The sequence below is a fragment of the Flammeovirga sp. OC4 genome (assembly GCF_000812565.1).
Taxonomy (GTDB): Bacteria; Bacteroidota; Bacteroidia; order Cytophagales; family Flammeovirgaceae; genus Flammeovirga.
On sequence record NZ_JTAM01000002.1, the window covers coordinates 90,480 to 113,949 of the forward strand.

At 32.5% G+C, this 23,470-nt stretch carries 14 protein-coding genes; 10 read left to right on the top strand and 4 right to left on the bottom strand.

What is annotated here, in order from left to right; genetic code table 11:
* The first annotated feature begins 10 nt into the window (after nucleotides 1-10).
* Together PL77_RS02035 and PL77_RS02040 are read left to right on the top strand one after the other, a co-directional pair.
* Nucleotides 11-664, top strand: a complete 654-nt coding sequence (locus tag PL77_RS02035; protein WP_044201178.1) for a recombinase family protein — start codon at nucleotides 11-13, stop codon at nucleotides 662-664.
* A 164-nt stretch (nucleotides 665-828) separates the two neighbouring features.
* Nucleotides 829-2,187 carry an MFS transporter gene (locus PL77_RS02040; RefSeq protein WP_253273952.1) on the top strand — a complete coding sequence of 453 codons (1,359 nt, stop codon included), beginning with the start codon at nucleotides 829-831 and terminating at the stop codon, nucleotides 2,185-2,187.
* A gap of 1,212 nt (nucleotides 2,188-3,399) precedes the next feature.
* On the opposite strand, the gene PL77_RS02045 is transcribed toward PL77_RS02040, so the two are convergent.
* Nucleotides 3,400-4,875, bottom strand: coding sequence for a Do family serine endopeptidase (locus PL77_RS02045; RefSeq protein WP_253273953.1), 1,476 nt, complete (start codon nucleotides 4,873-4,875; stop codon nucleotides 3,400-3,402).
* A gap of 734 nt (nucleotides 4,876-5,609) precedes the next feature.
* On the opposite strand from PL77_RS02045, the gene PL77_RS02050 reads away from it, so the two are divergent.
* Together PL77_RS02050 and PL77_RS32445 are read left to right on the top strand one after the other, a co-directional pair.
* Nucleotides 5,610-5,942 (top strand): co-chaperone YbbN, encoded by a 333-nt coding sequence (locus PL77_RS02050; protein ID WP_044201181.1) that lies wholly within the window; start codon nucleotides 5,610-5,612, stop codon nucleotides 5,940-5,942.
* Complete coding sequence (locus PL77_RS32445; RefSeq protein ID WP_256380322.1) at nucleotides 5,932-6,063, top strand: hypothetical protein; 132 nt, start codon at nucleotides 5,932-5,934, stop codon at nucleotides 6,061-6,063. The genes PL77_RS02050 and PL77_RS32445 overlap by 11 nt, the downstream gene beginning before the upstream one ends.
* A gap of 57 nt (nucleotides 6,064-6,120) precedes the next feature.
* Here PL77_RS32445 and PL77_RS02055 read toward each other — a convergent pair whose 3' ends face one another.
* Together PL77_RS02055 and PL77_RS02060 are read right to left on the bottom strand one after the other, a co-directional pair.
* The gene (locus PL77_RS02055) at nucleotides 6,121-6,390 is read right to left on the bottom strand and encodes a hypothetical protein (protein WP_044201182.1); all 270 of its coding nucleotides are present in this window, start codon (nucleotides 6,388-6,390) and stop codon (nucleotides 6,121-6,123) included.
* Between the two features lie 231 nt (nucleotides 6,391-6,621).
* Nucleotides 6,622-10,647 carry an AAA domain-containing protein gene (locus tag PL77_RS02060; RefSeq protein WP_052444101.1) on the bottom strand — a complete coding sequence of 1,342 codons (4,026 nt, stop codon included), beginning with the start codon at nucleotides 10,645-10,647 and terminating at the stop codon, nucleotides 6,622-6,624.
* A gap of 145 nt (nucleotides 10,648-10,792) precedes the next feature.
* Between PL77_RS02060 and PL77_RS02065 the strand changes: the two genes are divergently transcribed.
* Entirely contained in the window at nucleotides 10,793-11,824 is a 1,032-nt protein-coding gene (locus tag PL77_RS02065; RefSeq protein WP_044201184.1) for an FAD:protein FMN transferase, read from the top strand.
* A gap of 86 nt (nucleotides 11,825-11,910) precedes the next feature.
* Here the strand turns inward: PL77_RS02065 and PL77_RS02070 are convergent, their stop codons facing one another.
* On the bottom strand, nucleotides 11,911-13,038 hold the full coding sequence (locus PL77_RS02070; protein ID WP_044201186.1) for a linear amide C-N hydrolase: 1,128 nt from the start codon (nucleotides 13,036-13,038) through the stop codon (nucleotides 11,911-11,913).
* Between the two features lie 1,171 nt (nucleotides 13,039-14,209).
* Here PL77_RS02070 and PL77_RS02080 point away from each other — a divergent pair.
* The 5 genes from PL77_RS02080 to PL77_RS02100 all read left to right on the top strand — a co-directional run bounded on the left by PL77_RS02080 (nucleotide 14,210) and on the right by PL77_RS02100 (nucleotide 23,469).
* On the top strand, nucleotides 14,210-16,567 hold the full coding sequence (locus PL77_RS02080; protein ID WP_044201189.1) for a carboxypeptidase-like regulatory domain-containing protein: 2,358 nt from the start codon (nucleotides 14,210-14,212) through the stop codon (nucleotides 16,565-16,567).
* Nucleotides 16,568-16,645: 78 nt separating this feature from the next.
* Complete coding sequence (locus PL77_RS02085) at nucleotides 16,646-16,924, top strand: class I lanthipeptide (protein ID WP_044201191.1); 279 nt, start codon at nucleotides 16,646-16,648, stop codon at nucleotides 16,922-16,924.
* Nucleotides 16,925-17,036: 112 nt separating this feature from the next.
* Nucleotides 17,037-18,242, top strand: a complete 1,206-nt coding sequence (locus PL77_RS02090) for a lanthionine synthetase LanC family protein (RefSeq protein ID WP_156152213.1) — start codon at nucleotides 17,037-17,039, stop codon at nucleotides 18,240-18,242.
* Between the two features lie 9 nt (nucleotides 18,243-18,251).
* The gene (locus PL77_RS02095; protein ID WP_044201195.1) at nucleotides 18,252-21,278 is read left to right on the top strand and encodes a lantibiotic dehydratase; all 3,027 of its coding nucleotides are present in this window, start codon (nucleotides 18,252-18,254) and stop codon (nucleotides 21,276-21,278) included.
* A 1-nt stretch (nucleotide 21,279) separates the two neighbouring features.
* Nucleotides 21,280-23,469 (top strand): peptidase domain-containing ABC transporter, encoded by a 2,190-nt coding sequence (locus PL77_RS02100; protein WP_082026359.1) that lies wholly within the window; start codon nucleotides 21,280-21,282, stop codon nucleotides 23,467-23,469.
* Nucleotide 23,470: the final 1 nt, after the last annotated feature.

Consider the following 23,470-nt stretch of genomic DNA (forward strand, 5'->3'; position numbering starts at 1 on the left):
ACAAGTAAACATGTCAGTTATAACATATATACGCGTATCTACAGTTGCACAATCAAAATTTAAACAGCAGGCAAAGATCAAAGGTAAGCCTTATATTGATAAATGTCCTGTCACTTTACCGTTTATAGAGCGTCCTAGGGCACAAGAATTGTTGACAACACTAACAGCAGAAGATACATTATATATCGAAGATATTGATAGATTAGGTGATAATCCTAAAGACATCTTGGATGGTTTAAAAGCCTTGCTTGAAACCAATGCCAATGTAATCATTAATAAGTTTGGTTTAGAAGAAGGAACTTCGGCAGCTGCATTAAAAGCAGTTATATCAGCATTTGAAACGATGATTAATATGAAAGAGTATCAAATGCAAGAAAAAACCGTTGAAGGTATTGCTCGTGCTAAAGCAGAAGGTAAGTACAAAGGAGGTAAGAAGGGAAGAAAGATGAATGTTGAACGTTGGATGGAAAGAAATAAAGAAGTTATTCAAGGTTTAAAAGATGGTTTAACAACCTATCAAATCTCAGATCTTACTGGAGTAGGTAAGACTCAAGTTTCACGAGTAAGAAAGCGTTTACGTGAAATTGAGGCAGAGCAAATTGAAGAGAAAGATCAGGCTCAAGAAGGTGTTGTTAATAATGATACACTTTTAGAAGAAGCTTAAAAATATAATGCGTTTTTACGTATTTATAGGACTACTTTATAATAAAGTAGTCTTTTTTTATGCGAAAAATACGTAATGTTTTTGAAAAGTAAGTATAAATACGTAGTATTGCTGTGTAATTATTATATAGCAACGTGAAAATACTTAGTGGTATGAAGCCTAACATGACATCAAACGAAAAAGCAACAAGTATCAACTTGTTTGACTTTAGTAGCATACAAATGAGAACATTTCATTTGAGTTGGATCGCATTCTTTTTGTGTTTCTTCGGATGGTTCTCTCACGCACCTTTGATCAAGTCTACTATTGGACCGGATCTAAACTTAACAAAAGAACAAGCAACGCTTGCTTTTATTGCTTCAGTAGGTGTAACAATCTTTGCAAGATTGGGAATTGGTAACCTTTGTGATAAAATCGGACCAAGAAAAAGTTATGTATACCTTTTGGTATTTGGTGCATTTGCAGTAGCAGGATCTTCTTTCGCTAATACTTGGGAAACTTACTTACTTTCTCGTTTAGCTATTGGTGTAATTGGTGCATCATTCGTAATCACTCAGTACCATACTTCAGTGATGTTCGCTCCAAACGTGATTGGTATTGCCAATGCAACAACTGCAGGTTGGGGTAACTTAGGTGGTGGTGTTACAAACGCTACAATGCCATTGATCGCATCAGGTGTAGCTGCATTTGGTTTAGCAGAAGCAGCAGAGTCATGGAGAATTGCAATGTGGGTACCAGCAGCTATCATGTTATTAGTAGCTTACTTATACTGGAAATATACAACGGACTGCCCTAAAGGAAATTATGATGATCTTCCTGAGGAAAGACCACAAGTGAAAAAAGGAGAAAAGAGCTTATTCTTAGCTGCTGCGTCAGACAAAAGAGTTTGGATCTTATTCTTAATGTATGCTGGATGTTTCGGTATGGAATTATTCGTAACAGGTAAAGCATCAACATATTATCAAGAGAAATTTAGTTTGAGCCAAGAAGCTGCAGGTTTTGTAGTATTATTCTTTGGAGCAATGAACTTATTTGCTCGTTCAACTGGTGGATGGATCGCTGATAGATTCGCTAAAAACTCTGGATTGAATGGTAGAGTAAAAATATTAGTATACGTAGTTATCGCAGAAGGTGTAGCATTATTACTATTCTCGCAGATGAACGTATTAGAATTCGCAATCTTAAGTATGGTATTCTTCTCACTATTTGTACAAATGGCAGAGGGAGCAACTTACTCAGTAGTACCTTTTATCAATAGAAAAGCCTTAGGAGCTGTTTCAGGTATTGTAGGTGCTGGTGGTAACGTAGGTGCAGTACTTTATGCTCAGTACTTATTAAGAACAGGAGCTTCATTGCAAGATGCTTTCTTCACTTTCGGTTTCGTAGTATCTGCAGTAGGTTTCTTAGGACTATTAATTAAGTTCTCAGCAGCAGACGAAGCAGCAGCCGTAGAAGAACAAAAGAAATTAGAAGCTTTTAATGCTTCATTAAAAGATCAAGCAGCGGGTGTACCTGCTGTATAACAAACGACTTCATACTAAAAAATATACCTATAAAATAGAAATATGTGATTTATAGTGTTCCGATATAAAAACTCTTATTTGCAGCAGTCTTCTTCTCTTGGAGGAAGACTGCTTTCTATTTCTAAATACTTGAGTTTACTTTTTAAAATTGGGAATGGTAAAGGGAGTGATATTTCGTAAAGAAGACTTTTCAATACTTTTTATGTAAAGTCAAAAATGAAGAAGAAGGAAGTGTGGAAGTAAAGATCTCGAAAGTTTGTAGAACTACCGATTAATAGTTGTTGAAAATTTTGTTGACATTGGTTCTCAAAGATGGACTATAGAAAAAAGAATATTAGTATATTGTAAACTAAGTTTTCGAATGTTTATGCTGTTTAGAAATCAAGAGATTTCTGATGATCAGTGGGACACGAATGACACTTACACGTAACATTGGCGCCAATAGGCTTTCTATCCAATTAGTTTGGTAATATGCCCTCGGCCTTGAAGGGAAAAGCGTTAAGAATTTCATGTATTGAGCCGTAAAAAATTATTTTGCTGTTTGAGTGCAACGAGTTTAAAATCATTTAGACGAGAGGAATGAAATTTAGCTTTTGACTTCAAAGCCTTGACTTTTTTGCTTCGTTTTTGTGTTAAGACAAAAATGAAGAAGAAATAAGGTTGAAAGTAGATCCTATAATTGCATATAGTAAAGCTGATGGAATGTTGATGATAATTTAGTTTACAGTGTGTTAGTGATGAATTATACTACAACGGGATATATGTAGTTAAGATTTCTTTTTACCCGTTGAAAAAGGATCATATTGACTTATTGCTTCCAATTCTAAAAAAGTTTAGGCAAAAAAAGAAGGGATCAGATAAAATCTAAACCCTTTCCCCATTACTTAAAGCAAACTATTGTTCTTTTTGTAAGTCGAATGAAATATTTAATTATTCCCTTCTATTACGAATTTCTTTTTCGTTACAACCTTTTCTTCGTTGCTTACACCCTTATAAACGTGAACTAGGGGGTAAAAAGTTTCATTAAAAACGTTAATGAATGAAAATAATTGTAATGAAGTTTAAATTAGTACACGGTGTTATATGAATTACTCTCCGTTACACTGCAAATTAAACGGTTTTTCTTGAATAATTATGTTAACAAGCAGAATTAGTTTCAAAGAAAAACAGAGTTGTTGCGTTTTTTAACAACAACTCTGCAAATATAATACCTTAAAGTCCTAATCCAATATATTCTTTCTCTCCATTTGGATACATACCTTCTAACAAGATACCTCCACTCTTACCTCTTAAGGCTGTACCAAGGTCATCAATAGAGAGAACAGCTTCTCTATCCACATACATAATGATGAATCCTTCTTGTATCCCAGCTTTCGCTAATTTACTATTAGGATCTAGCTTAGTAATTTCTAAACCGCCATTAATACCTAGCGCTGCCGCTTTTTTATCAGATAAAGGTTGAACTTCAGCATTTAGGGCTTCAATAGCTTCCGCTGAGTTTTTAGGAGCTGAGACAATATCAGTTGTATTTTCTTTATTTTTCAACTTTACATCAAATGATTTGTCTTTACCATTTCTGTTCACTGTTACTTTTACAACGTCACCAGGTCTTTTTCTAGCAATATATTCTTGTAATTCAGAAACAGTACTCATTTCTTCGCCATTAATATCTGTAATGATATCACCTGTTTCAATCCCAGCTTCACTTGCAGCACCTTGAGGATTCACACCCATTACAGCAATACCTGAAATTTTTTCTAATCCAGCCTCATCAGCAATTTTTTGATCAATATCTTGAATTTGTACTCCAATTAATGCTCTTTGAACAGCACCGTACTCTTTCAAGTCTTCCATTACTTTTTTAACAAGCTCAGAAGGAATCGCAAAAGAGTAGCCTGTAAATGAACCTGTTCTTGATGCAATCGCTGAGTTAATTCCGATCAAGCTACCGTTTAGATCAACTAATGCTCCACCAGAGTTACCTGGGTTTACAGCGGCATCAGTTTGAATAAAAGATTCAACGGCCAAATTAGTTTTCGACCTTAAGATATTAATGTTTCTTGCTTTTGCACTGACAATACCTGCAGTCACCGTAGACGTTAACTCGTAAGGGTTACCTACTGCTAATACCCATTCACCTACTTTTACATTGTCTGAGTCTCCAAACTTTAAGAAAGGTAAATTTTCTTCTGGTTCTACTTTTAATAAGGCTAAGTCTGTGGTAGGGTCAGTACCTACCAATGTAGCAGTAAAAGTATGCTTATCTTCTAAAACAACTTCTATTTTTGATGATCCTTCTACTACGTGATTGTTGGTTGCGATATAGCCGTCCTCACTGATAATAACTCCAGAACCTGAACCTAACTGACCACCTTCCGCACGGGGATCGTTAAAAAAGTCATGGAAAAAGCGAGGTGTATTTCTTCTCATTGAAGTGGCATCTGCATAGGTTTTAATGTGAACTACAGTTGGTGTTGTTTTCTCAGCTGCACTCACAAAGTTCAACCCATCAGGTACGCTATATTCAGGCCTTGCTGCTGTAGTTTCATATTTTGTAAACGTAACTGGTTGTTCGCTTTGTATTTTTTGATCATTAAGATCTTCTTGAATAAATGTTGTGTAAGTTCCTATTGAAATGATGCCACCTAACATCGAAGCAGCCACCATTGATATGAATTGTTTTTTCATAATTAGATAGTAAAAATTAAGTTTTGTAAGAGAACTATTAATGGAATAGACTTTTTCCACTATTCCTATAATTCTTATTTGCACTAGTATTTCACTAATTAAATCAAACCTTGTGCGAAAAATAAGTTTATTCTACTTTTTTATAAAATAATAAGAGATGCATTTATTCTTTAATTTTTTTTAAAACAGTGAACTATCATAAAATCATGATGATAACAGTCAACTTTTCTTAAGAAAAGATTAAGCACCTTTGTAATGTCATAAGAGAAAAGGATACAAAATACTTATGGTAAGTATCCTTTATAAAGTGATTCTAATACTCTGATATAGAGTGTTTTAATATAAGAACTGAGAGTTTCTATCCTAAGGGATAGATCAATTTTCATAGTGTTTAAAGTTTGGGTGTAAATTGAAACGGGGCTCGTCCATGACGGGCCTTGTTTTTTGTATATACTTTTTTTGAGAATATGACAATATTTCATGACTTATGACAAACTGACTTCCTCATTCATAATAATATCGAAATATTTCCTTAACACTCCACTTATTTTAACTTTGGATCTATATTTACGTAATATACTGTAAAATCAAATTGATAGATAATCTATTGTATTGATTTTCAAATTTCGATACTTAGTCAATTCTATTTTATCCGATCATGTGATAATCTATTTAATTCAGGCTTCGTATCCATCATTGTTGAACTCATCATAATAACAAGAAGTAATCTCAGAATGTTTACACTTCCAAATGACATTTTAGAAATTCAATCTAAAAGTGAATTAGAGCACTTTATGAATACAACAGATAAGTTAATCTTGAACTTTTCTACCGAATGGTGTCCACCTTGTCGTGTGATGGAAGGAACAATTTCGAACTTGTCATTTGAATTAAACGGAAAAGCAAAGGTAATCAAAATAAACCCTGAAAAACTTCCAGAGGTTGCAAAGGAGTTCAATATGAAAACGATTCCTTATTACATTGGTTATGTTGATGGAAAATTTAATAAAAAGGCTCAAGGAGTGGTGCCCATTAAAATGTTGAAAGAATTAGTCAATGAAGTATAAATTATTAAAAATGCTGAAAGCCTTATACGAAAGTAAAAAGAAGGCTAATCAAGGTTGTTGTACAGCCTCCGTGATGCGTTTTGAAAAAGATAAAAAAAAGTCACTAACCAATGCAGGTTAGTGACTTTTTAGTTTCCACAAAATGTGGAAGTTTATTTATACACGTTTTAATGCGATCTTAATGCTTCTGGAAATTTCTAGTTGAAATCAAATGGCCACAATCTGTCTTGTGATAATTCACTTTTGCTTTGTATTCCACTTTTCCAACGATCTCTGGATCTCTGTAGATCTTTAATACATGACCTTTCGGAAAAGTACCTACCTTAACCATTTTTCCTTCTACTAAAATATACTTTGGCGTTTTGCTTTTTGTTTTAACAATTACCTCATTAGCCATTGTCATCAGTGGCAAAACTAACATTGATAGTATAATTAATGCTTTCTTCATAGCCTCTCGTTTTAGTTTAGATGATATATAGCGAAAAAGTAGCAAGAAAGGTTCTTTCTCTTATATATTGTTAACTCAACGCAGTAAATATATTAAATAAAATAGTATAAATAATATTTTATACGTAAAAAGTACATTTATTAATTTGCACTTCTCTTATTATGAGTGAATTAAATTTTGAGAGTTGTTCGAAATTTAATCTACATCACCTAAAGTTCATCTTGAGGCCATTTACTTACTTTCCATATAGCGGCCGTTTTCTGTTAGCTCAATATAATCTTGAACGGCACTTCTGAACTTTTTACCATTTTTCCAGAGGTTCCTACTATAGAATCTTTGATAGGTCCAGTGTTTATTTTGCAGTTCAATAGGAAAGTAGCCATGTGCTTCTTTTACTGAAATAAATTGATGATAGGCTTCGTCATCGGTCATTAGTAATCCTATTGGAGCTTCTTTATCCATAATGGTCAAGGCGGCAAACGGAATCATTTCTTTGATTTCATGACTGTTTTGTATGGCCTGTTTTAATGTTTTTCCAAATGACCAAGCATGATTTTGCTGCACTGAAGGTTGATACCCATTGTCTTGAATGTCCTTGGCATAATACAGGAACTTCTTCAGTAATTTAGGACCTTCATTTTTGCTTTCTTCGGTATTGAGTTGGTGTGAAAGAATACTACTTACAACATACATTTTCTTTCTCGCCCTTGTAATCGCCACATTCAGGCGTTTTTCACCGCCCTCTTGACTGAGCGTTCCAAATTGTAAGTTGATTTTACCTTTTACACTAGGTGCATAGGTTACAGAAAGTATAATGTGATCTCTTTCATCACCTTGTATATTTTCAATGTTTTTGATAATTAATTCTTCAGGCCAATTGATCTCTAAGCGATCCATGATTTCTTGAATTAACTCTTGCTGTTTATGGTTGAAAGTAATGATGCCAATGCTCTTCTCACCTCTTTCTACCAATCGCTTTGCTAACTTTACTACCTTAATAGCCTCTTCCTGATTAATACCTTTTTTCCATACGCCGTCATCGACTTTTATAAATTCAATGCCATTTTCTCTGGAATCTAGTTTGTCGAAATAAGGAATAAAACGAAGCTTATTTTTATAGAAATGTTGGTTTGAGAAATCAATTAAATCAAAGGTTTGACTTCTATAATGCCCAAGAAGATAGTGTTCCGACAAGTATTGCTTTCCTAAATCTAAAAGGGAGTTGACCTCTAATGCGGGGTCTAGGTCATATTCTTCATCTTCTTCCCATCGTGGCTTATAAAGGTCAAAAGGAGGAAGCTGCTGCGAGTCTCCTAAGATTGCCACCTGTGTACCTCTATACATTGCTGGAATCCCTTTCTCTGCAAAACATTGAGAGGCTTCATCGAAAATGACTAAATCAAAAAATGGCACTAAAGGGAAAATAGCAGAAGCAGCCTCAGGTGAGGTTAACCAGCAAGGAAGTAAGTCCAATACTTCATCCTGAAACTGATGAAACGTTTTCCTAAGAGGCCAAACACTTCTTTTTTTATTGACTTGATGGTATAAATCTCTATAAGTTACTCGGTTGTTGAGACGGTTATATTCTACTTTGTCGTAAGTACGTTCTTTGAGTCTTACTAAAGTCATATCCGCAGTAATTGACCTTTTTTCTAGAATAGCTTCCTGTAAATTTTTCTCTAACTGCTCAATCGCACCATTCGAAACAATCCTTAAGACTGGATGTTTCATTTCAATATGATACAGCCAGCTTATATTGAGGCTGTTTTCGAGGTAGACCACAACTTCATCAATAGGGTGATTATGTACTCCCTCTAGGTGGGTGTCAATCATACGAAGTGCCGCCCATTCATGAGGAGTAAATGATTCTTTTAATTTATCAAAACGACAAATTTCATCAAAATCATCTTCTAGTACTTCTTTGAATTTTTCTAGATCAATTTTATTATTGATTATATCTTCAATCTCAAGAGGGGACAAGTAGTCTTCCCACTTCACTCTTTCTTGTGGGATTTTATGAATGGTCTTGAAAAGTATATTGATTTTTGTCCAGAGTTCATCATAACTATAGTTTTGAAGTTCAATGAACTGAACACTTGATCGTAGTGAGGTGTAAAGCTTACGGGCTTCAATTGCTTTTCTGCCTGCTGCAAACCATTCTTCCCAAACTTTACTTTCTAATTCTTCAGGAAATTCTACCAACCATTCATATTTCTTACTCATATCATTTTTCTGATGTGTAAGATTCATCCTGTTTTCAAGTCGGTCTCGAAGGTCTTGAAGTCCTCTAGCAGTATTTGCAAGGTTGTTTTTTTGGAGAAGTTGATCAATAAATTTCTTTTTAGAAGAGAATTGCCACTTCATTAATGTGACTGGGTTGCTTCTGGCACCAATGGCCATTGTTACTGATTCAACAGCGTCTCCAAGCTCTTGATCTGCTAATGTTTTTTCAATTTCAGTTCCTCTATTATCAAAAGAACTCATGCAGCCCCTTTTATGATTTTGCCAGTCTTGAAGTGTAGGAACTCTACCTCTTTTCTTAATGATGGAATTGAACATTCTGTAGACATCAGGGTCGCTGATGATCTCCATAAACTTTGTAACTTGTTCCTCTTGTCTTAATATCCAAAGGCATTCATCAAAAGAAAGTTCAACCTGAATATTATCAGTTATTTCACCAAGAATTTTATTTTTGAAAGGAATGATATTATCCAAAATCTCATGGATAGTCATAATAGCACTACTATCAAAATGAGTGAAAGGAATACGGTCTTTCCATATATAATCTTCGTCATCCAATTTAGAAGCAAACTGAAGGTAGGTCTGTAATCGATCTTTATAATAGTTGACTTCTTTTAAATCAAATTGCTGATAACAACCCTTTAGATGAGTATGTGGTAACTTTCGATTACATTTTAGATAAAGTTCTTTGGCAGAAATTCCACATTCTGAAGTATCATAAAGAGCTTCTCTAAATTCTTCCAATTGTGTGATTGCACTATCAATATGCTTGGAAAGTTGAGCAAAGCTTCTTTCCAACTGCATAGCACCAAGACTATTATTATCTTCTTTAAACTTATCTAATGCATCAATCTGTTCATGCATTTTATTGTAGATATAGTTCCTGTCATAGCGGTGATCATGTACCATACCACAAAAAGTACCCAAAGAGATATCTTTCATTCTTTGGTAAACCACCTCCAAAGCGGCCCTTTTTTGAGAGATGACCAATACATTTTTGCCTCTTGTAGTGAAATCAGCGATTAGGTTACAAATTAATTGTGATTTACCACTACCTGGAGGCCCTTGTACTACAACAGAGTGCCCTCCTTTGACTTTCTTGATTACTTTTTCTTGAGAGGCGTCAATTGGATAAGGTGAAAGTAATTCTTCTTCTTGATTGGCTTTGCCGACATAGGTCTCTCTTAGACCTAAAACATCAAGATGTTCTTCAGCACTTCCAAAGAACCCTTCTAAGTCTTTGATTTGATCACTTTCAATCAGGCGATCATAATCAGGCATTAGATAAGAGTCGGATTGTGGAAAAATACCAATAAGTGCTTCAGAAAATAGTTTCATCTGTCCTTCTTCAAAATGCTCTAAGAAGTAGGCTTTATTTTGTGGATCAAATCTTTTAATCCATTCTCCAAATGTATCTTGGTTGAAATTGAGTTCTAGATTAGAATCCTCTAATGTGTGGTATAATTTTGTAAGAAAAGCGGTAATATCTTTTGGGAAATCTTCAAAATTCATTTCCAAAAAGTCATCATCAAATAAGACGCCGTTATGATGTGATATGGCTAATAGTAGCGTTTTATTGAAAGTAACTTCAGTGTCTTCACGCAGTTGTAAAACCCAATTGCCATTTTCCTGCTTTAATTCTATAGGAAAAAACAGTAGAGGAGCTCTTAAATTACCACCATTAATGAATCGTCCTTGTACAAAAGGGTACCCTAAAAATAAATCATGACGACCGCCTTCTTCCAAAACAAACTTTGCCGCTTTGGCTACTCTTCTGATCTGCGTACTAATTTTATTGGCAGAAGCATCTCTACTATCAGCTGTAGGGCAGATCGGAATTGTTTTATAGCCTTTAATGACTTGACGGATAATGTCAAAAGCTGGAAGTTGCATTAGCTGATCCAGGTCTGCAATATCTATATATTGACCAGAATATGCTCTTGGTAAGTACAAAGATTTATTTCTTGCAGACAAATTAGCAAGCCTTTTTTGGTACGTCTTAAGGGTCTTTTGCACAGTTCACTTTTTAATTTTGGTTCTAACCCCAGAATCTTTCTAAAAAAATGTAAAACAAATAGGAGTAAATCGTTCTCTTACTCACCTTTGCAGGAAAAGATTCTGAATTATAGTATCAAGATACGCAACGAAAATTAAAATCGTAATGGATAACAGAAAGAAAAATATAATTTATTCATTTATTCTCATCACTCTTGTTGGTATTGTGTGGGTTTATAGAAAGTATAATCCTGAATTACCAACCCATTTTCATGTGAGAGGCACCACTATGGGAGTCGTGCCTTATAATGTGAAATATATCGATTCAGAAGGAAGACCATTGGATGAGGAAATCAAAAAAGTACTCGTAGACTTCAATCAATCATTGTCTACTTATATTCCATCGTCAGAAATCTCTCGTTTCAATTCTGGAACAACATTTACGTATGAATCTTCTTTTTTCTATCCTGTACTTCAGGAAAGTAAAGATGTTTATGAAGCTACTGAAGGGTCTTTCGATCCAACTATTCAACCTTTGGTAAAAGCATGGGGGTTTGGACCAGGTAAAACACCAACAATTAAAGATGAAGAAGTAGACTCAATCAAGTCGTTTGTCAATTTTGCAGAATACATTTCATTCGATACCCAAGAGGTAAAAAAGTCGAAAGAAGGTGTTGAGTTAGATTTTAGTGCAATTGCTAAAGGGTACGCCGTGGATGTAGTAGCGGATTTATTAAGAGAAAAGAACATCCATAACTTTATGGTTGAAATAGGAGGAGAGGTTGTTTGTGAAGGGCACAACGAAAAAGAAAAAATATGGAAAATAGGGATCGATAACCCTCGTTATGGTGAGGGAGGACAAGAAGAACAGCTTTCATTGATTGTAGAATTACCAAACAAGGCTTTGGCTACTTCTGGTAACTATAGAAATTTCTATGTGAAAGATGGAAAAAAGTTTGCTCACACATTAGATCCCCGTTCTGGCTATCCAGTACAACATAGTCTGTTAAGTGCATCAGTATTTTCATCAAGTTGTATGCGTTCAGATGCCTATGCAACTGCTTTTATGGTAATGGGTGTAGAGAAATCGATTGAGGTAATTGAAGCTCATGCCGATTTGGAAGCAATCTTGATTTATGATGATAATGGGGTGATGAAAAATTATATTTCTGAAGGGGCTGAGAAGTTCATTCTGTAGAGCCATTTTTCTAAAAATACCGGAAAACCGCAATTAGTTCAGTATTAAACTAATTGCGGTTTTTTATTATTTTTTTGAGGAAATTTTTATTTCAGTTCCGCAGTTCTATTTAAAATATCTTGTTTTCTTTCGATATCAAGAGGGATTCTTTTGATTTGATCACCCATGTTAGAGAAATCAATATCGTTCAAATCAATTTGTTGTACTCTTCTATTATGTTGAGTATGATAGTTGAATACTTTGTTTGTTAAATCCCATGAAGTAGTCCAGATTGTTGAACTTTTCATCGTACTGTGATCTTTACCAAACATTTCACCAGTACCTTCTGCTTGATCAGCACCAAGGGTTAAGTTGAAGTTATCTAAGATTCTAAACATCTCATACAATGCTTCATCTGAGTTAGGCATTGGTCTTGTAGTTTGTGTCCATGCCACCGCTCTTACAAAACGTGAAGGAGGAGTCATATCACCTGGAAGACCAACCATACCAGAACCTACACCAATTTGAGAAAATGTATCTCCGTTGATTGTTTTAGGTTTTGCAGCATCAAAACTTAAGTTGATGTAGTTTTTAAGGTTTGTAAGGTGCCAATCATAAGAAGGAGCGTTTGTAATTACACCTACATTGGCATCGTATAGATTAAGTTCTCCTTTTGTGTATTCAATTACGATAGATGCACCTGAAGCATCTGTCACCATCCAGTGTGAATCTACCACAATCCCCAATGAAGATTCAATAACACCTACAACATTTACTTTTTTCAATCCTTCTTTTACCTCTTCTACATTAGCAAATTGAGCTAAGATATAATTTGGTAAACCTTGAGAGGAAATAGTGTTTGCGGCTTCATCTGGATTGTATTCAGGATACTCCGCATAGTTAGGGAAATAGAAGTTACCTACTGTAAGTCCCATTTCGTTCATCCCATCAACGATAAGGTCTTTTCCCATCCAGTCTAACCCCATAAAACCATATTTGGCTTTAAATTCTTTACCATTTTGTCCTTCTGGAGTTAAGCCTCTAAATTGATATCCTTTTGGAATGACAGCAACTTGTGAATGAATATCGAATGATCCCCATTCCATCGATCTTCCGTAACGAACAGAGCCATCTTCAGCAATAAGTCTAATGCCTGTACAGGCGAAAACTGTAGAGTTTAATAGTAGTGCAAAACATAATGTTAAGATTGTTGAGATTTGAAATGATTTTTTCATGATGTCTAAATGATTAATAGATTAATTTTTTATTACACTACAAATATCATCGATAGCAGTACCAATCATTTATACAAACAAATAAGGTATTTGTACAAAATCGTCAATCAGTTATGTGATGTAGTTAAATACATGATTATTAGAGAGTTGTTGTTTTAGGGAGGGGTTGTAGGTCGTTTATTATTGATTTTTTTGGTGAGTGATTGGAAATTTTACCTCATCAATTCCACAAAATTAGATTAGATAAATTGGATTTAGAAATCAGGAGATTTCTGATGATCTGTAGGACACGAATGACGCTGACACTTAACATTCGCGGCAATGGATCGTAACACTTCACTAGCGCAAGAGTTAAGCGATAGCGTCTCTTGTGCTTTGAAGATTTTTAGAAGTCTCTGACTTCTAGTTTAGAAAACTACCTATTCTTCATTATACCACTCTACGTTAGCTTTTTATCAACCAACTTTGGTTATGCTCTGCAAATCTGCCTTGATAAGAATAAAAAAAACATTGAACAATTGGATGAAACCAATTATTCAATGTTTTTTGAATTTACTAATTCTAATTATTTACCTATTTCAAATTTGGAGTTCTATCCAAGATATCTTGTGTTCTTTCGATGTCTAGTAGAATTCTAACAATTTGATTTACTTGTTGCATCAGTAACCATCCAGTGACAATTGACTTCAATTCCAATTACTTCTTCGACAACTCCCACAAATCAATATTTGGAAGATTTGCCTTTATTTCATCTTTAGGTACTGTGTCAATAAGTAGTAGACAAGGTCTTGTAGAATAGCAACCAAAAAGGAATATGATCATTTGTAGGATATAAGTACCAAAACAAAATGATTTAATACTAATTCTGTTTATTTTTTTGCGATTACTTCCTTCAAAAAGACTTTCAATAGAATCACTATTCATACGTTTTTTAGCGTTGTACTCACAAAAAATAAATTAGAATTAACTATGATTTATTTTTGGCTTAGTATCTAAAATATAATAAAGTTTTTGGAATAGCTTTGAGGTATTGAAAATTAAAAAGTGGAAAATATCTTAGAATAAAAATAAAAAAATCACCGAATTATCTTTTTTTTAATAAAATATCTTGTTAAGATTACATGAATTTCGACTAAACCAAGAAAAACTATACTATTTAAATAATGATTCAATGTTACTTAATCTAACTATTAAAAGAGTATTTATACTCCTAACTTTTTCTATAAATATTGGCAAACTATATTCTCAAAATATATCCCCTCAATTCTTACAAGATTTTGATAAAATCATTGAAGGAAAAAGAATTGTTCTGCTTGGTGAAATGTCTCACCGAGAAGGTAATGTAATACAAACTAATACTGAACTTGTAAAGTATTTACATGAACAGAGAGGTTATAATCTGATCTTATTTGAATCAGGGTTTATTGATTTGGGATTTATCCCAAATACTGATACAGTGTCTCTTTATAGAGATCATCTTTCCGATGCTATTCTACCTATTTGGTCTCAATCAGAAGAATTTCAACCTCTATTGGATTTCTTAACAGAGAAAAAAAATACTTTAAAAGTTGGTGGTTTTGACCTTCAATTTTCATCAGGTTATATGTATTCAAATTTTACGGATACATTAAGACACTTTATTACTAAGAATAAAGAAGAAAAGTGGGAAAAGTTCTTTTATATCTTTGAAGACGTTGTCAACGAAGGAACCTATCCTTCAAAAGCCTTTCCCTTACCTCTTCATCTTGCTGAAATAAAGAAGCTTAAAAAGTTAGTCAATAATGATTTTATAGAACAAGGTTTAGAAAATTACAAGCAGTATTTGTTAATGCTCAAATCGGATGTATATGAAGTTGAGGAAAATGATTTCAAAGCTGAAATGAGTAACCCAAGAGACCTTCAAATGGCTAAAAATGTAATCTATTACGCCAATAAATACCCTGAAGCTAAAATTATTTGTTGGGGAGCTTCCGGTCATTTTGCTAATGATTTTTCTAGTTTTGAAAATGAAGAAATCAAGGCGTTTAAGCCAATGGGTGGTGAAGTGATCAAAGAATTAAAAGAGGAGGTAATTAATATTGGTTATACTGTAGGTGGCGGAAGTTATAAAGCTTGGTTTGAAGATACTGAGGAGGCAAATAGAATTGCGTTAAACTCACTTGGTCAATTTGAAAGCTACCATTACAAAAAGGATGACAGCTTAAGTATTATTGATCTTCACTCTACATCACTAAAAGACAGCCTCTTTACTACTTCTCTAATAGAATATACTAGACTCAAAGGAAAATGGGCTGAAGTTTTTGATGCAATTATTTTCCAAAAAGAAGTAACCCCGATGCATACTATCAATGTAAAAAGAGCTATTGCGTTTGATACTTCATTTGTGATAAACAACTACCCTATCTTACAGAAAAATAGGATTATCAAAAAAAGAGGAAGATATAAAAGAGGAAAGGTGGTAGACAGAATAAATAATGAACCTATTAGTTACTGTTTACTTAAAATCAAAGGTACCAATCAGGGGACTGTTTGTGATGAAAATGGTCAATATGAGTTAGCAGTAAACAAAGGCGACACTATTTTACTTTCTTCAAGTGGTTACGAGAAAAAAGAAATAGTTTTTGATGGAAATGAAATCGAATTTAAGCTTTCACCTTCCACTGTTACTCTTAATGAAATTACCATTTTTTCTGAAGGTGATATCGCAAAACAAATTTTCAAAAAAGCTATTGAGAACTTGGATAAGAACTATGACCTTGATCCCAATTTGATTAATTTTTATACTTATCAAACCGTTCATAGAAATGGAATCAAGAAGCTAGAAACGGAATACTGCGGTGAGTATTATTTTTCTTTTTATCCTAATAAAGAAAAAAGCAGAATCACACAAACTAGATTTTGGGTTTACGAACCAGTAAATAATTGGTTTCGTGGACCTTATCGATCTCATTATTCTTTTGCTGATCAAATTCAAACGCATCCTATTTTCCACAATGGAAGAATTAATAAGTACAAGTTTGAACTAATAGAGAATCCAGACCATTATGTTATTAAATTCTATCCAAAAAATCAAAAACCACAAAACTTCAAAGTAGAAGAAACATTTGTAACGATTGATGCGACAAACTATGCCATTTTAGAAATAAAAACTGTAGAGAATAATAACATTGAAAAATTTTCAAAATTATTAGAAAATACATATAAAAAATTTAAGCAAAACGAACCCATCAATTTACATTTTTCAGAAAGAATATTAACTACAATATATAATAAAAATTATCAGGATAAATATGAGGTTATATATAGTACTAATTCATATATTAATAAAGGTGTAAACACAGTAAGAAACGAAAAAGTTGAAATGAATTCAAATATGATCTATATCCCATACAGCAGAAGAAAAGTGGGAGCCCAAGAAAAAACATTTAAAAAGGAATATGACCATTTTTGGGATATAAAATACAATAAAGACTTTTGGGAGAATTTTTCTATCCCAAAAATATCACCTCAAGATAAATTAATTTACTAAAAAGCAAGCTTTAATCTTAGGTGTGTTTTCAATATTAAAATAGGACCTGATCAATTCTATTTTATGCATTTTCTAACTATGAAAAAGTTAAAGTTAAACAAGGAAGTATTGTCAAGTCTTGACAAATCAGAAATGTCTCAAGTTAAGGGTGGATTTACTTACATAGTAACTCTTGGCAGTAGGTGTAGACAGTCTAAAGGTTATGGTAAATTTTGGAATTATGAACAATGTACCAATGCAATGATAGAAGCTACAGACACACCTATGCAAGAACGTGATTACACTTTTAACGGAGTGAGCAGTCCTAATTCTCCTACTACACCTTCTATTAAACCTCCATCACTTAACTTAAAGTAAATTGTATCAACTGATATTTTTTATCGTATAAGTTAATCAGCTTAAAAAACGCCTTCAGTCACCTATCTATTTGACTGGAGGCAAAAAAATCTTAAAACCATATCAAGTATCAATGGAAAGTAAACTATTAATAAATAACATTCAAGATAAAGTTAAAACGAGATATAAAGAACTAGATTCTACTCTTTTCAAAGGAAAATCCGGGTATAGCTTATTTTTAGTATATACAATTAAGTTATCAAAAAATAAAAAAGAACAAAATATATATATTGAAGAACTAAATAAAGTCAATGATTTAATTCTTGAGAATTGCCTAGAATCGAAATTACCAGAAATTTTACTTGGAGGAAAAGCTGGGATTTTGATGAATTTTAACGAATTATTTGAAAACAAATTGATAGACCAAGAGGATCACCAAATAATATCCTTGAAATTACAAGAACATTTTCCTAGTAATATTAATGACTTTTTGTCTTCTAAGAATTATGATTTATTCTATGGCACTATTGGATGTCTTGTCTCAACTTTAACATCTAATACTTATGACAAACACCTCATTTCATCAGTGATAGACCAATTAAATCAACATTGTTCTAAATCAAGCAGTTTTTTATTATTTGAAGGAGAAAAAAATGAAAAGATGTTTACTGGATTAGCTCATGGTTTTTGTATGTTAATAGCCTTTTGTTTGAAATGTTATGAAAAAGAAATATCTCAAGATAAATGTAAAAATATTATCTACGGTTTCATCGGGACACTAAAACACCTAAAAAATAAAAATTCATCATCGATTTATAATTTCCCTCAAGAATTTGATAAAATTGACGAAAAAAATATGATATACCATAATCGATTAGCTTGGTGTCATGGCGATTTAGGAATTTCTGTTACTTTAGTAAGATGCGGTATAACTCTTAATGATCAAGAAATCTTTAATCTCGGACTTGAAACTGCTTTAAAATGTGCGGACAGAAGTATTAATGAAGCTTTATTAGTGAAATATGAAAACACTGAAATTTATGACATTGGTCTTTGTCATGGTTTATCAAGTATAACTCATCTATTCTTCCGTCTTTACTATTACACAAAAAATAAAATAATTAAAGAAAGGTATATCTTTTGGAAGGAAACTTTGATTCAAAATACAGAAATGGTATTAGCAAACTTTGATAGTATTGAACAAATAATGAAAAAAAATGATGACTACTCAAACGACATATTTTCAATGTTGAATGGCATCATTGGAGCGGGTTTAGTCATCGCCAGCCATGAAACTGAAGAAAACTTTTCATGGGATGAAATTATGTTATTGTCTTAATTTTTTACCATGAAAAATAATACTCTAGAAAATATTCCTTTTGGTTTCATCAGAACACCACTTCTTCCTTTTAAGGAAAATATTGAAGATTGGACCAAACATTTTAATAACGATTTTGTCAAAAAAGCAATTTACTTTGCTTCTCCAAATCTTTATGACCTCCTTTCTGAAGATATTAATCAGTTAAGTGATGCGTTAAAACAAACATTTTTGAAGTATTATCTAAGGATGTCTTATCGATGTACTCCTTTTGGATTATTCTCAGGTGTATCTACATATAGGTTGAATCACGAAAATACTAAAATAGAGTTGAGTGAATTTCCAAAAGCAAACATACGTCTAGACACTTATATTCTTGGCTTATTATATAGAAAGTTAATTCGCAATAAAAATGTAGTACAATTATTAAAATTTTATCCTAATGACACTATTAGGTGTGAGAACAGCATTTACAAATATGTAGAACAGGTATTTGATGAAAACGAACTTAGAAACTACAAATTAAGTAAAGTAGACTATTTACCAATCCTTGATAAGATTCTTACTTCATCAAATAGTGGTTTATCAATTGATGATATTGTGAATATTTGTACTAAGGAGGGGTTTGGGGACGAAGATTCATTAGAATTTGCAGAGGAACTTATTGATAATAATTTACTTATCAGTGAATTTCATTTCAATGTTGTTGGTGATGTATATCATAATGTCATTAGAAAGTTAATTGTATATCTTGAAAAGAAAAAAATTAATATAAAACATCTCAACTATTATAAAGATGTTTTATCAGATATAGAAAATATTCAACATAGTATAAATAGTGACATTCAAGAAAAACTTGAAATGATTCTATCGAAAAAAGTTGATCCTCAACTTATTTTCCAAGTTGATAGCTACTTTTCAGCCAATAAATCGATGGTCAACAATAATAATTTTGATGAAATCGAATCACTCTATAGACTATATATGGGGATAAATCCTAAAGAAGAAAAAGTGTTAGGTTCATTTATCGAAGAGTTCAGCCAAAAATATGAAGAACAGTATATTGACCTCTTAGAAGTCTTAGACCCAATTAATGGAATTAACTTCCCTTCCAACAATGGTTTAAACATACTCCCTAAAGAGGGGGAATTTTATGGCACTAACCATTCGAGTAATTCAACCTTTAAAACCATTAATTTCAACCCTGAATGGGAAAGTTTTATATATCAAAAACTAGAAGAGAAAAAAAATATTACACTAACAGATCAAGATTGTATTAGATTTATGTATAAAGGTAATATAGATTCTTCTATCATTGGGGTTAAAGCTTCATTATTAAAATATAAGACTTTCGTTGAATTTGTTCATCATTCTAATCCAATTAAATTTATTGGGCGATTTTCTCATCTAGATGAAGAAATCTCCAAAGGAATAGATCAGTTAGTCAGCATAGAAGATGATTATTACAAAAACAGTAATACTTTACTCGCAGAAGTTGCCTTCGTTCATAATAATTTAAGAGCATCAAATGTATGTCACAGAAGTAAGTTTAGACATTACACTATTCCTATTATTCAACCTACTCAAAAAGATGATTCTCATATTCTACTGAATGATATTATTGTTGGTATTCGAAATAATGAGGTGATATTACGCTCTAAAAAAACAAAAAAGAGAATTTTACCAAGAATTAGCAATGCTCACTTTATCAAGGATGATCATCTTAATATTTATGCCTTCTTTTCTAAAATTGAACAACAAGGCATGAATAAATACCCATTATGGAATTGGGGAACTTATGGTTTATTGGATCATTTACCTAGAGTAACATATAAAAATTACATTTTAGCAAAAGAGGAATGGGCTATTTATCTAAATGAAGTAAATAGCTTGAATGAGTTAAAAGATTATCTTTTGAAAAAAGAAGTCACAAAAATTATAACTTTTGCTGATGGTGATAGAGAAATGCCTATTAGGATAAACCATCAAGATTCTCTAAAAGTATTATGGGATGAACTCCAAAAGAAAAAGCGACTTAGAATTAAAGAGTGTTTGTTTAATGAAAACAATTTAGTAGTTAATAAAGACGGGAAATACACCACCAATGAAACTTTATTATACTTTAAAAATAAAAGTAAGCCAGCCACTCAATTGGATGAAGAAGTTATAGTAGATCAAGGTGATGTAAAAAGAAGTTTTAATCTTGGCGAAGAATGGTTATACCTAAAAATATATATGGTAGACAGTTTTGCAGATGAGAAGTTTCTTACTCAACTCTACCCCCTCATTCATGAATTATATGAGAGCAAAGTAATAGAAGACTGGCATTTTATAAGATACATTGACCCTAAATTTCATATCAGGTTACGTTTCAAAGGGCAGGAGAATTTCTATGAAAAAGTAATCCAAGCTTTCAATGCTTATTTTGGTCATTTATTTGGAAAGGAAATTCACAAACATATCTATGATGTTTATAATAGGGAATTAGAACGTTATTATTTTCATAATATTGAGCTGAGCGAAAGACTATTTAGCATCGATAGCACAACAATTATTCAACTACTACCACTTGTTCAAGAAAAAGACCATAATGATTTGAGATGGAATCTTTCTTTTAAACTGATTGATGATTTACTAAATGCTTTCGATTTTCATTTAAACTACAAAAAATATCTTTTGATGCAACTTGCTGATGGGTTCAAAAGAGAATTTAATTTCACTTCTAAAAGTGATAGAAAACAACTTGCTCAAAAATTCAGAAAAACAAAGACAGCAATTTATAAAGTAATTGATGATCAATCTTATTCTGAAGAGATCGCCTATGTATTAAATAGAAGGTATTTAGAATTGTCACATATTTCAAATGGAGTTAAAGAGAATTTAAAACATAATCAAAATGACATTGCCCAATTACTTTCTAGCTATATTCACATGCTCATGAACCGTTGGAATTCAGCTGATTTCAGACGTACAGAAATGATAATCTATGATATGTTATCTCAATTTTACAAGGAGAAAGAAAATAGAATAAAGCATCTTCAACCTCAAACTAACTAGCATGAGCATCTTTAATACTATACCGGAAATAAAACAGCCCGACTTGATGGATTGTGGTCCAACCTGTCTGAAAATAATAGCTCAATATTATGGTAGGAAATATCCTATTTCTTATTTAAGAGATCTCACTAATGTAAATAGAGAGGGTACATCTCTTTTGGAATTAAGTGATGCTGCAGAAGAAATTGGTTTCCACACCGTAGGCGTAAAAATCTCCTTAAAACAACTAAAAGAAACACTTCTACCAGGTATTGTTCATTGGGAGCAGTCACATTTTATAGTCGTCTACAAAATTACGAAAAAAAAGGTCTTTGTTGTAGACCCAATGGTGGGTAAGGTGGTTTATTCATTAGTTGATTTTTGCAAGGGATGGACAGGACAGAAAAGTACTCAAAGTACAGGTATTGCTTTACTTTTAGAACCTACTGTTGAGTTCATGAAAAAAGAGTATGAGAAAGAATCTATAAATAAAAAAAGTTTAAGTATTCTATTTGATTATATCAAACCTTATCATCGCTTCATTATTCAGCTATTTATTGGTTTGTTTGTAGGAAGTGTCATACAACTAATACTCCCCTTTCTTACTCAATCCATCATTGATATTGGGATTAATAATCAGAGAATCAGTTTTATTTATCTAATTCTTTTCGCTCAACTTACGCTCTTTTTCAGTCAGAGTAGTATTGATTTTATAAGACGCTGGATTCTTTTGCATTTGAGTATAAGAGTAAATATTGCTATTATCAGTGACTTTCTTGTAAAGTTGACTCAATTGCCTTTATCCTTCTTTGATTCTAAATTAATAGGTGACCTTTTACAAAGAATTGATGACCATGAAAGAGTAGAAAGTTTTTTAAGTTCATCTACTTTAAATATGCTTTTCTCAATATTTAACTTTATAATATTTAGTATTGTTTTAGTGTATTATAATATTACTCTCTTTCTAGTATTTTCTATTGGTAGTACTTTCTATATCCTTTATCTCTTATTGTTTTTAAAAATTAGAAAAGAGATAGATTACAAAAGGTTTGGTCTATTATCGAAAAAGCAATCCAATACTATTCAATTGATCAATGGTATGCAAGAGATCAAATTGAATGGTTGTGAAAAGCAAAAAAGGTGGGAATGGGAAGGTATTCAAGCATCTGCATTTAGACTTACATTGAAATCAACATCTATTGATCAGTACCAACAAATTGGTAGTATGTTCATCAATGAATTTAAGAATATTCTAATCACTTTTATTGCTGCCAAATCTGTTATCGATGGAAATATGACTTTGGGTATGATGCTTTCTGCTCAATATATTATAGGACAAATGAACGGCCCAATTCAGTCTTTTGTATCCTTCATAAAAGAATGGCAAGATGCAAAATTAAGTATGGATAGAATAGGGGATATTCATAATAAAGAAAATGAAGAAAAAGAAAATTCATTAAAAGATATTCCTTTTAATGAATCGCTTATTTTTGAGAATGTTGATTTTAGATATAATTCAACTTCTGAGCTTATTTTAAAGAATCTTTCCTTTATAATTCCTAAAAATAAAACAACTGCCATAGTTGGAAGCAGCGGGAGCGGCAAAACCACAATACTGAAACTACTTTTAAAATTTTATGGTGTTGAAAATGGTAGTATTTCCTTTGGCAATAATAATATTGAGAATCTCAGTGAAAGAGTATGGCGGGCGAAATGTGGCACTGTAATGCAAGAAGGATATATTTTTTCTGATACCATCGAAAAAAACATCTCGATTGCAGATTCTGATATCAATTACAATAAGCTTTATCATTCGGCCAAAATGGCAAATATCCATGAGTTTATTCTCTCCCTTCCTTTAGGTTACAAATCAAAGATAGGTGAAGACGGAATTGGTATTAGTGCAGGTCAAAAGCAAAGAATTCTTATTGCAAGGGCCATTTACAAAAATCCAGATTACTTATTTTTTGATGAAGCAACTTCTGCACTGGATGCCAATAACGAAGCAATTATCACTGAAAACCTAAATAAATTTATGAAAGGTAAAACTTCAGTGGTGATCGCTCACCGATTAAGTACTGTAAAAAATGCAGATCAGATAATAGTACTGGATAAAGGCGAAATCATAGAAATTGGAACACATGAAGAACTAACCCAAAAGGAAGGTTTTTATTTTTCATTAGTAAAAAATCAACTTGAATTAGGAGCATAAG

What these genes read in the sequence shown, in the direction of transcription:
- PL77_RS02035 (WP_044201178.1), top strand. Translation starts at nt 11, where the DNA reads ATGTCAGTTATAACATATATACGCGTATCTACAGTTGCACAATCAAAA.
- PL77_RS02040 (WP_253273952.1), top strand. Translation starts at nt 829, where the DNA reads ATGACATCAAACGAAAAAGCAACAAGTATCAACTTGTTTGACTTTAGT.
- PL77_RS02045 (WP_253273953.1), bottom strand. Translation starts at nt 4,875, where the DNA reads ATGAAAAAACAATTCATATCAATGGTGGCTGCTTCGATGTTAGGTGGC.
- PL77_RS02050 (WP_044201181.1), top strand. Translation starts at nt 5,610, where the DNA reads ATGTTTACACTTCCAAATGACATTTTAGAAATTCAATCTAAAAGTGAA.
- PL77_RS32445 (WP_256380322.1), top strand. Translation starts at nt 5,932, where the DNA reads ATGAAGTATAAATTATTAAAAATGCTGAAAGCCTTATACGAAAGTAAA.
- PL77_RS02055 (WP_044201182.1), bottom strand. Translation starts at nt 6,390, where the DNA reads ATGAAGAAAGCATTAATTATACTATCAATGTTAGTTTTGCCACTGATG.
- PL77_RS02065 (WP_044201184.1), top strand. Translation starts at nt 10,793, where the DNA reads ATGGATAACAGAAAGAAAAATATAATTTATTCATTTATTCTCATCACT.
- PL77_RS02070 (WP_044201186.1), bottom strand. Translation starts at nt 13,038, where the DNA reads ATGAAAAAATCATTTCAAATCTCAACAATCTTAACATTATGTTTTGCA.
- PL77_RS02080 (WP_044201189.1), top strand. Translation starts at nt 14,210, where the DNA reads ATGTTACTTAATCTAACTATTAAAAGAGTATTTATACTCCTAACTTTT.
- PL77_RS02085 (WP_044201191.1), top strand. Translation starts at nt 16,646, where the DNA reads ATGAAAAAGTTAAAGTTAAACAAGGAAGTATTGTCAAGTCTTGACAAA.
- PL77_RS02090 (WP_156152213.1), top strand. Translation starts at nt 17,037, where the DNA reads ATGGAAAGTAAACTATTAATAAATAACATTCAAGATAAAGTTAAAACG.
- PL77_RS02095 (WP_044201195.1), top strand. Translation starts at nt 18,252, where the DNA reads ATGAAAAATAATACTCTAGAAAATATTCCTTTTGGTTTCATCAGAACA.
- PL77_RS02100 (WP_082026359.1), top strand. Translation starts at nt 21,280, where the DNA reads ATGAGCATCTTTAATACTATACCGGAAATAAAACAGCCCGACTTGATG.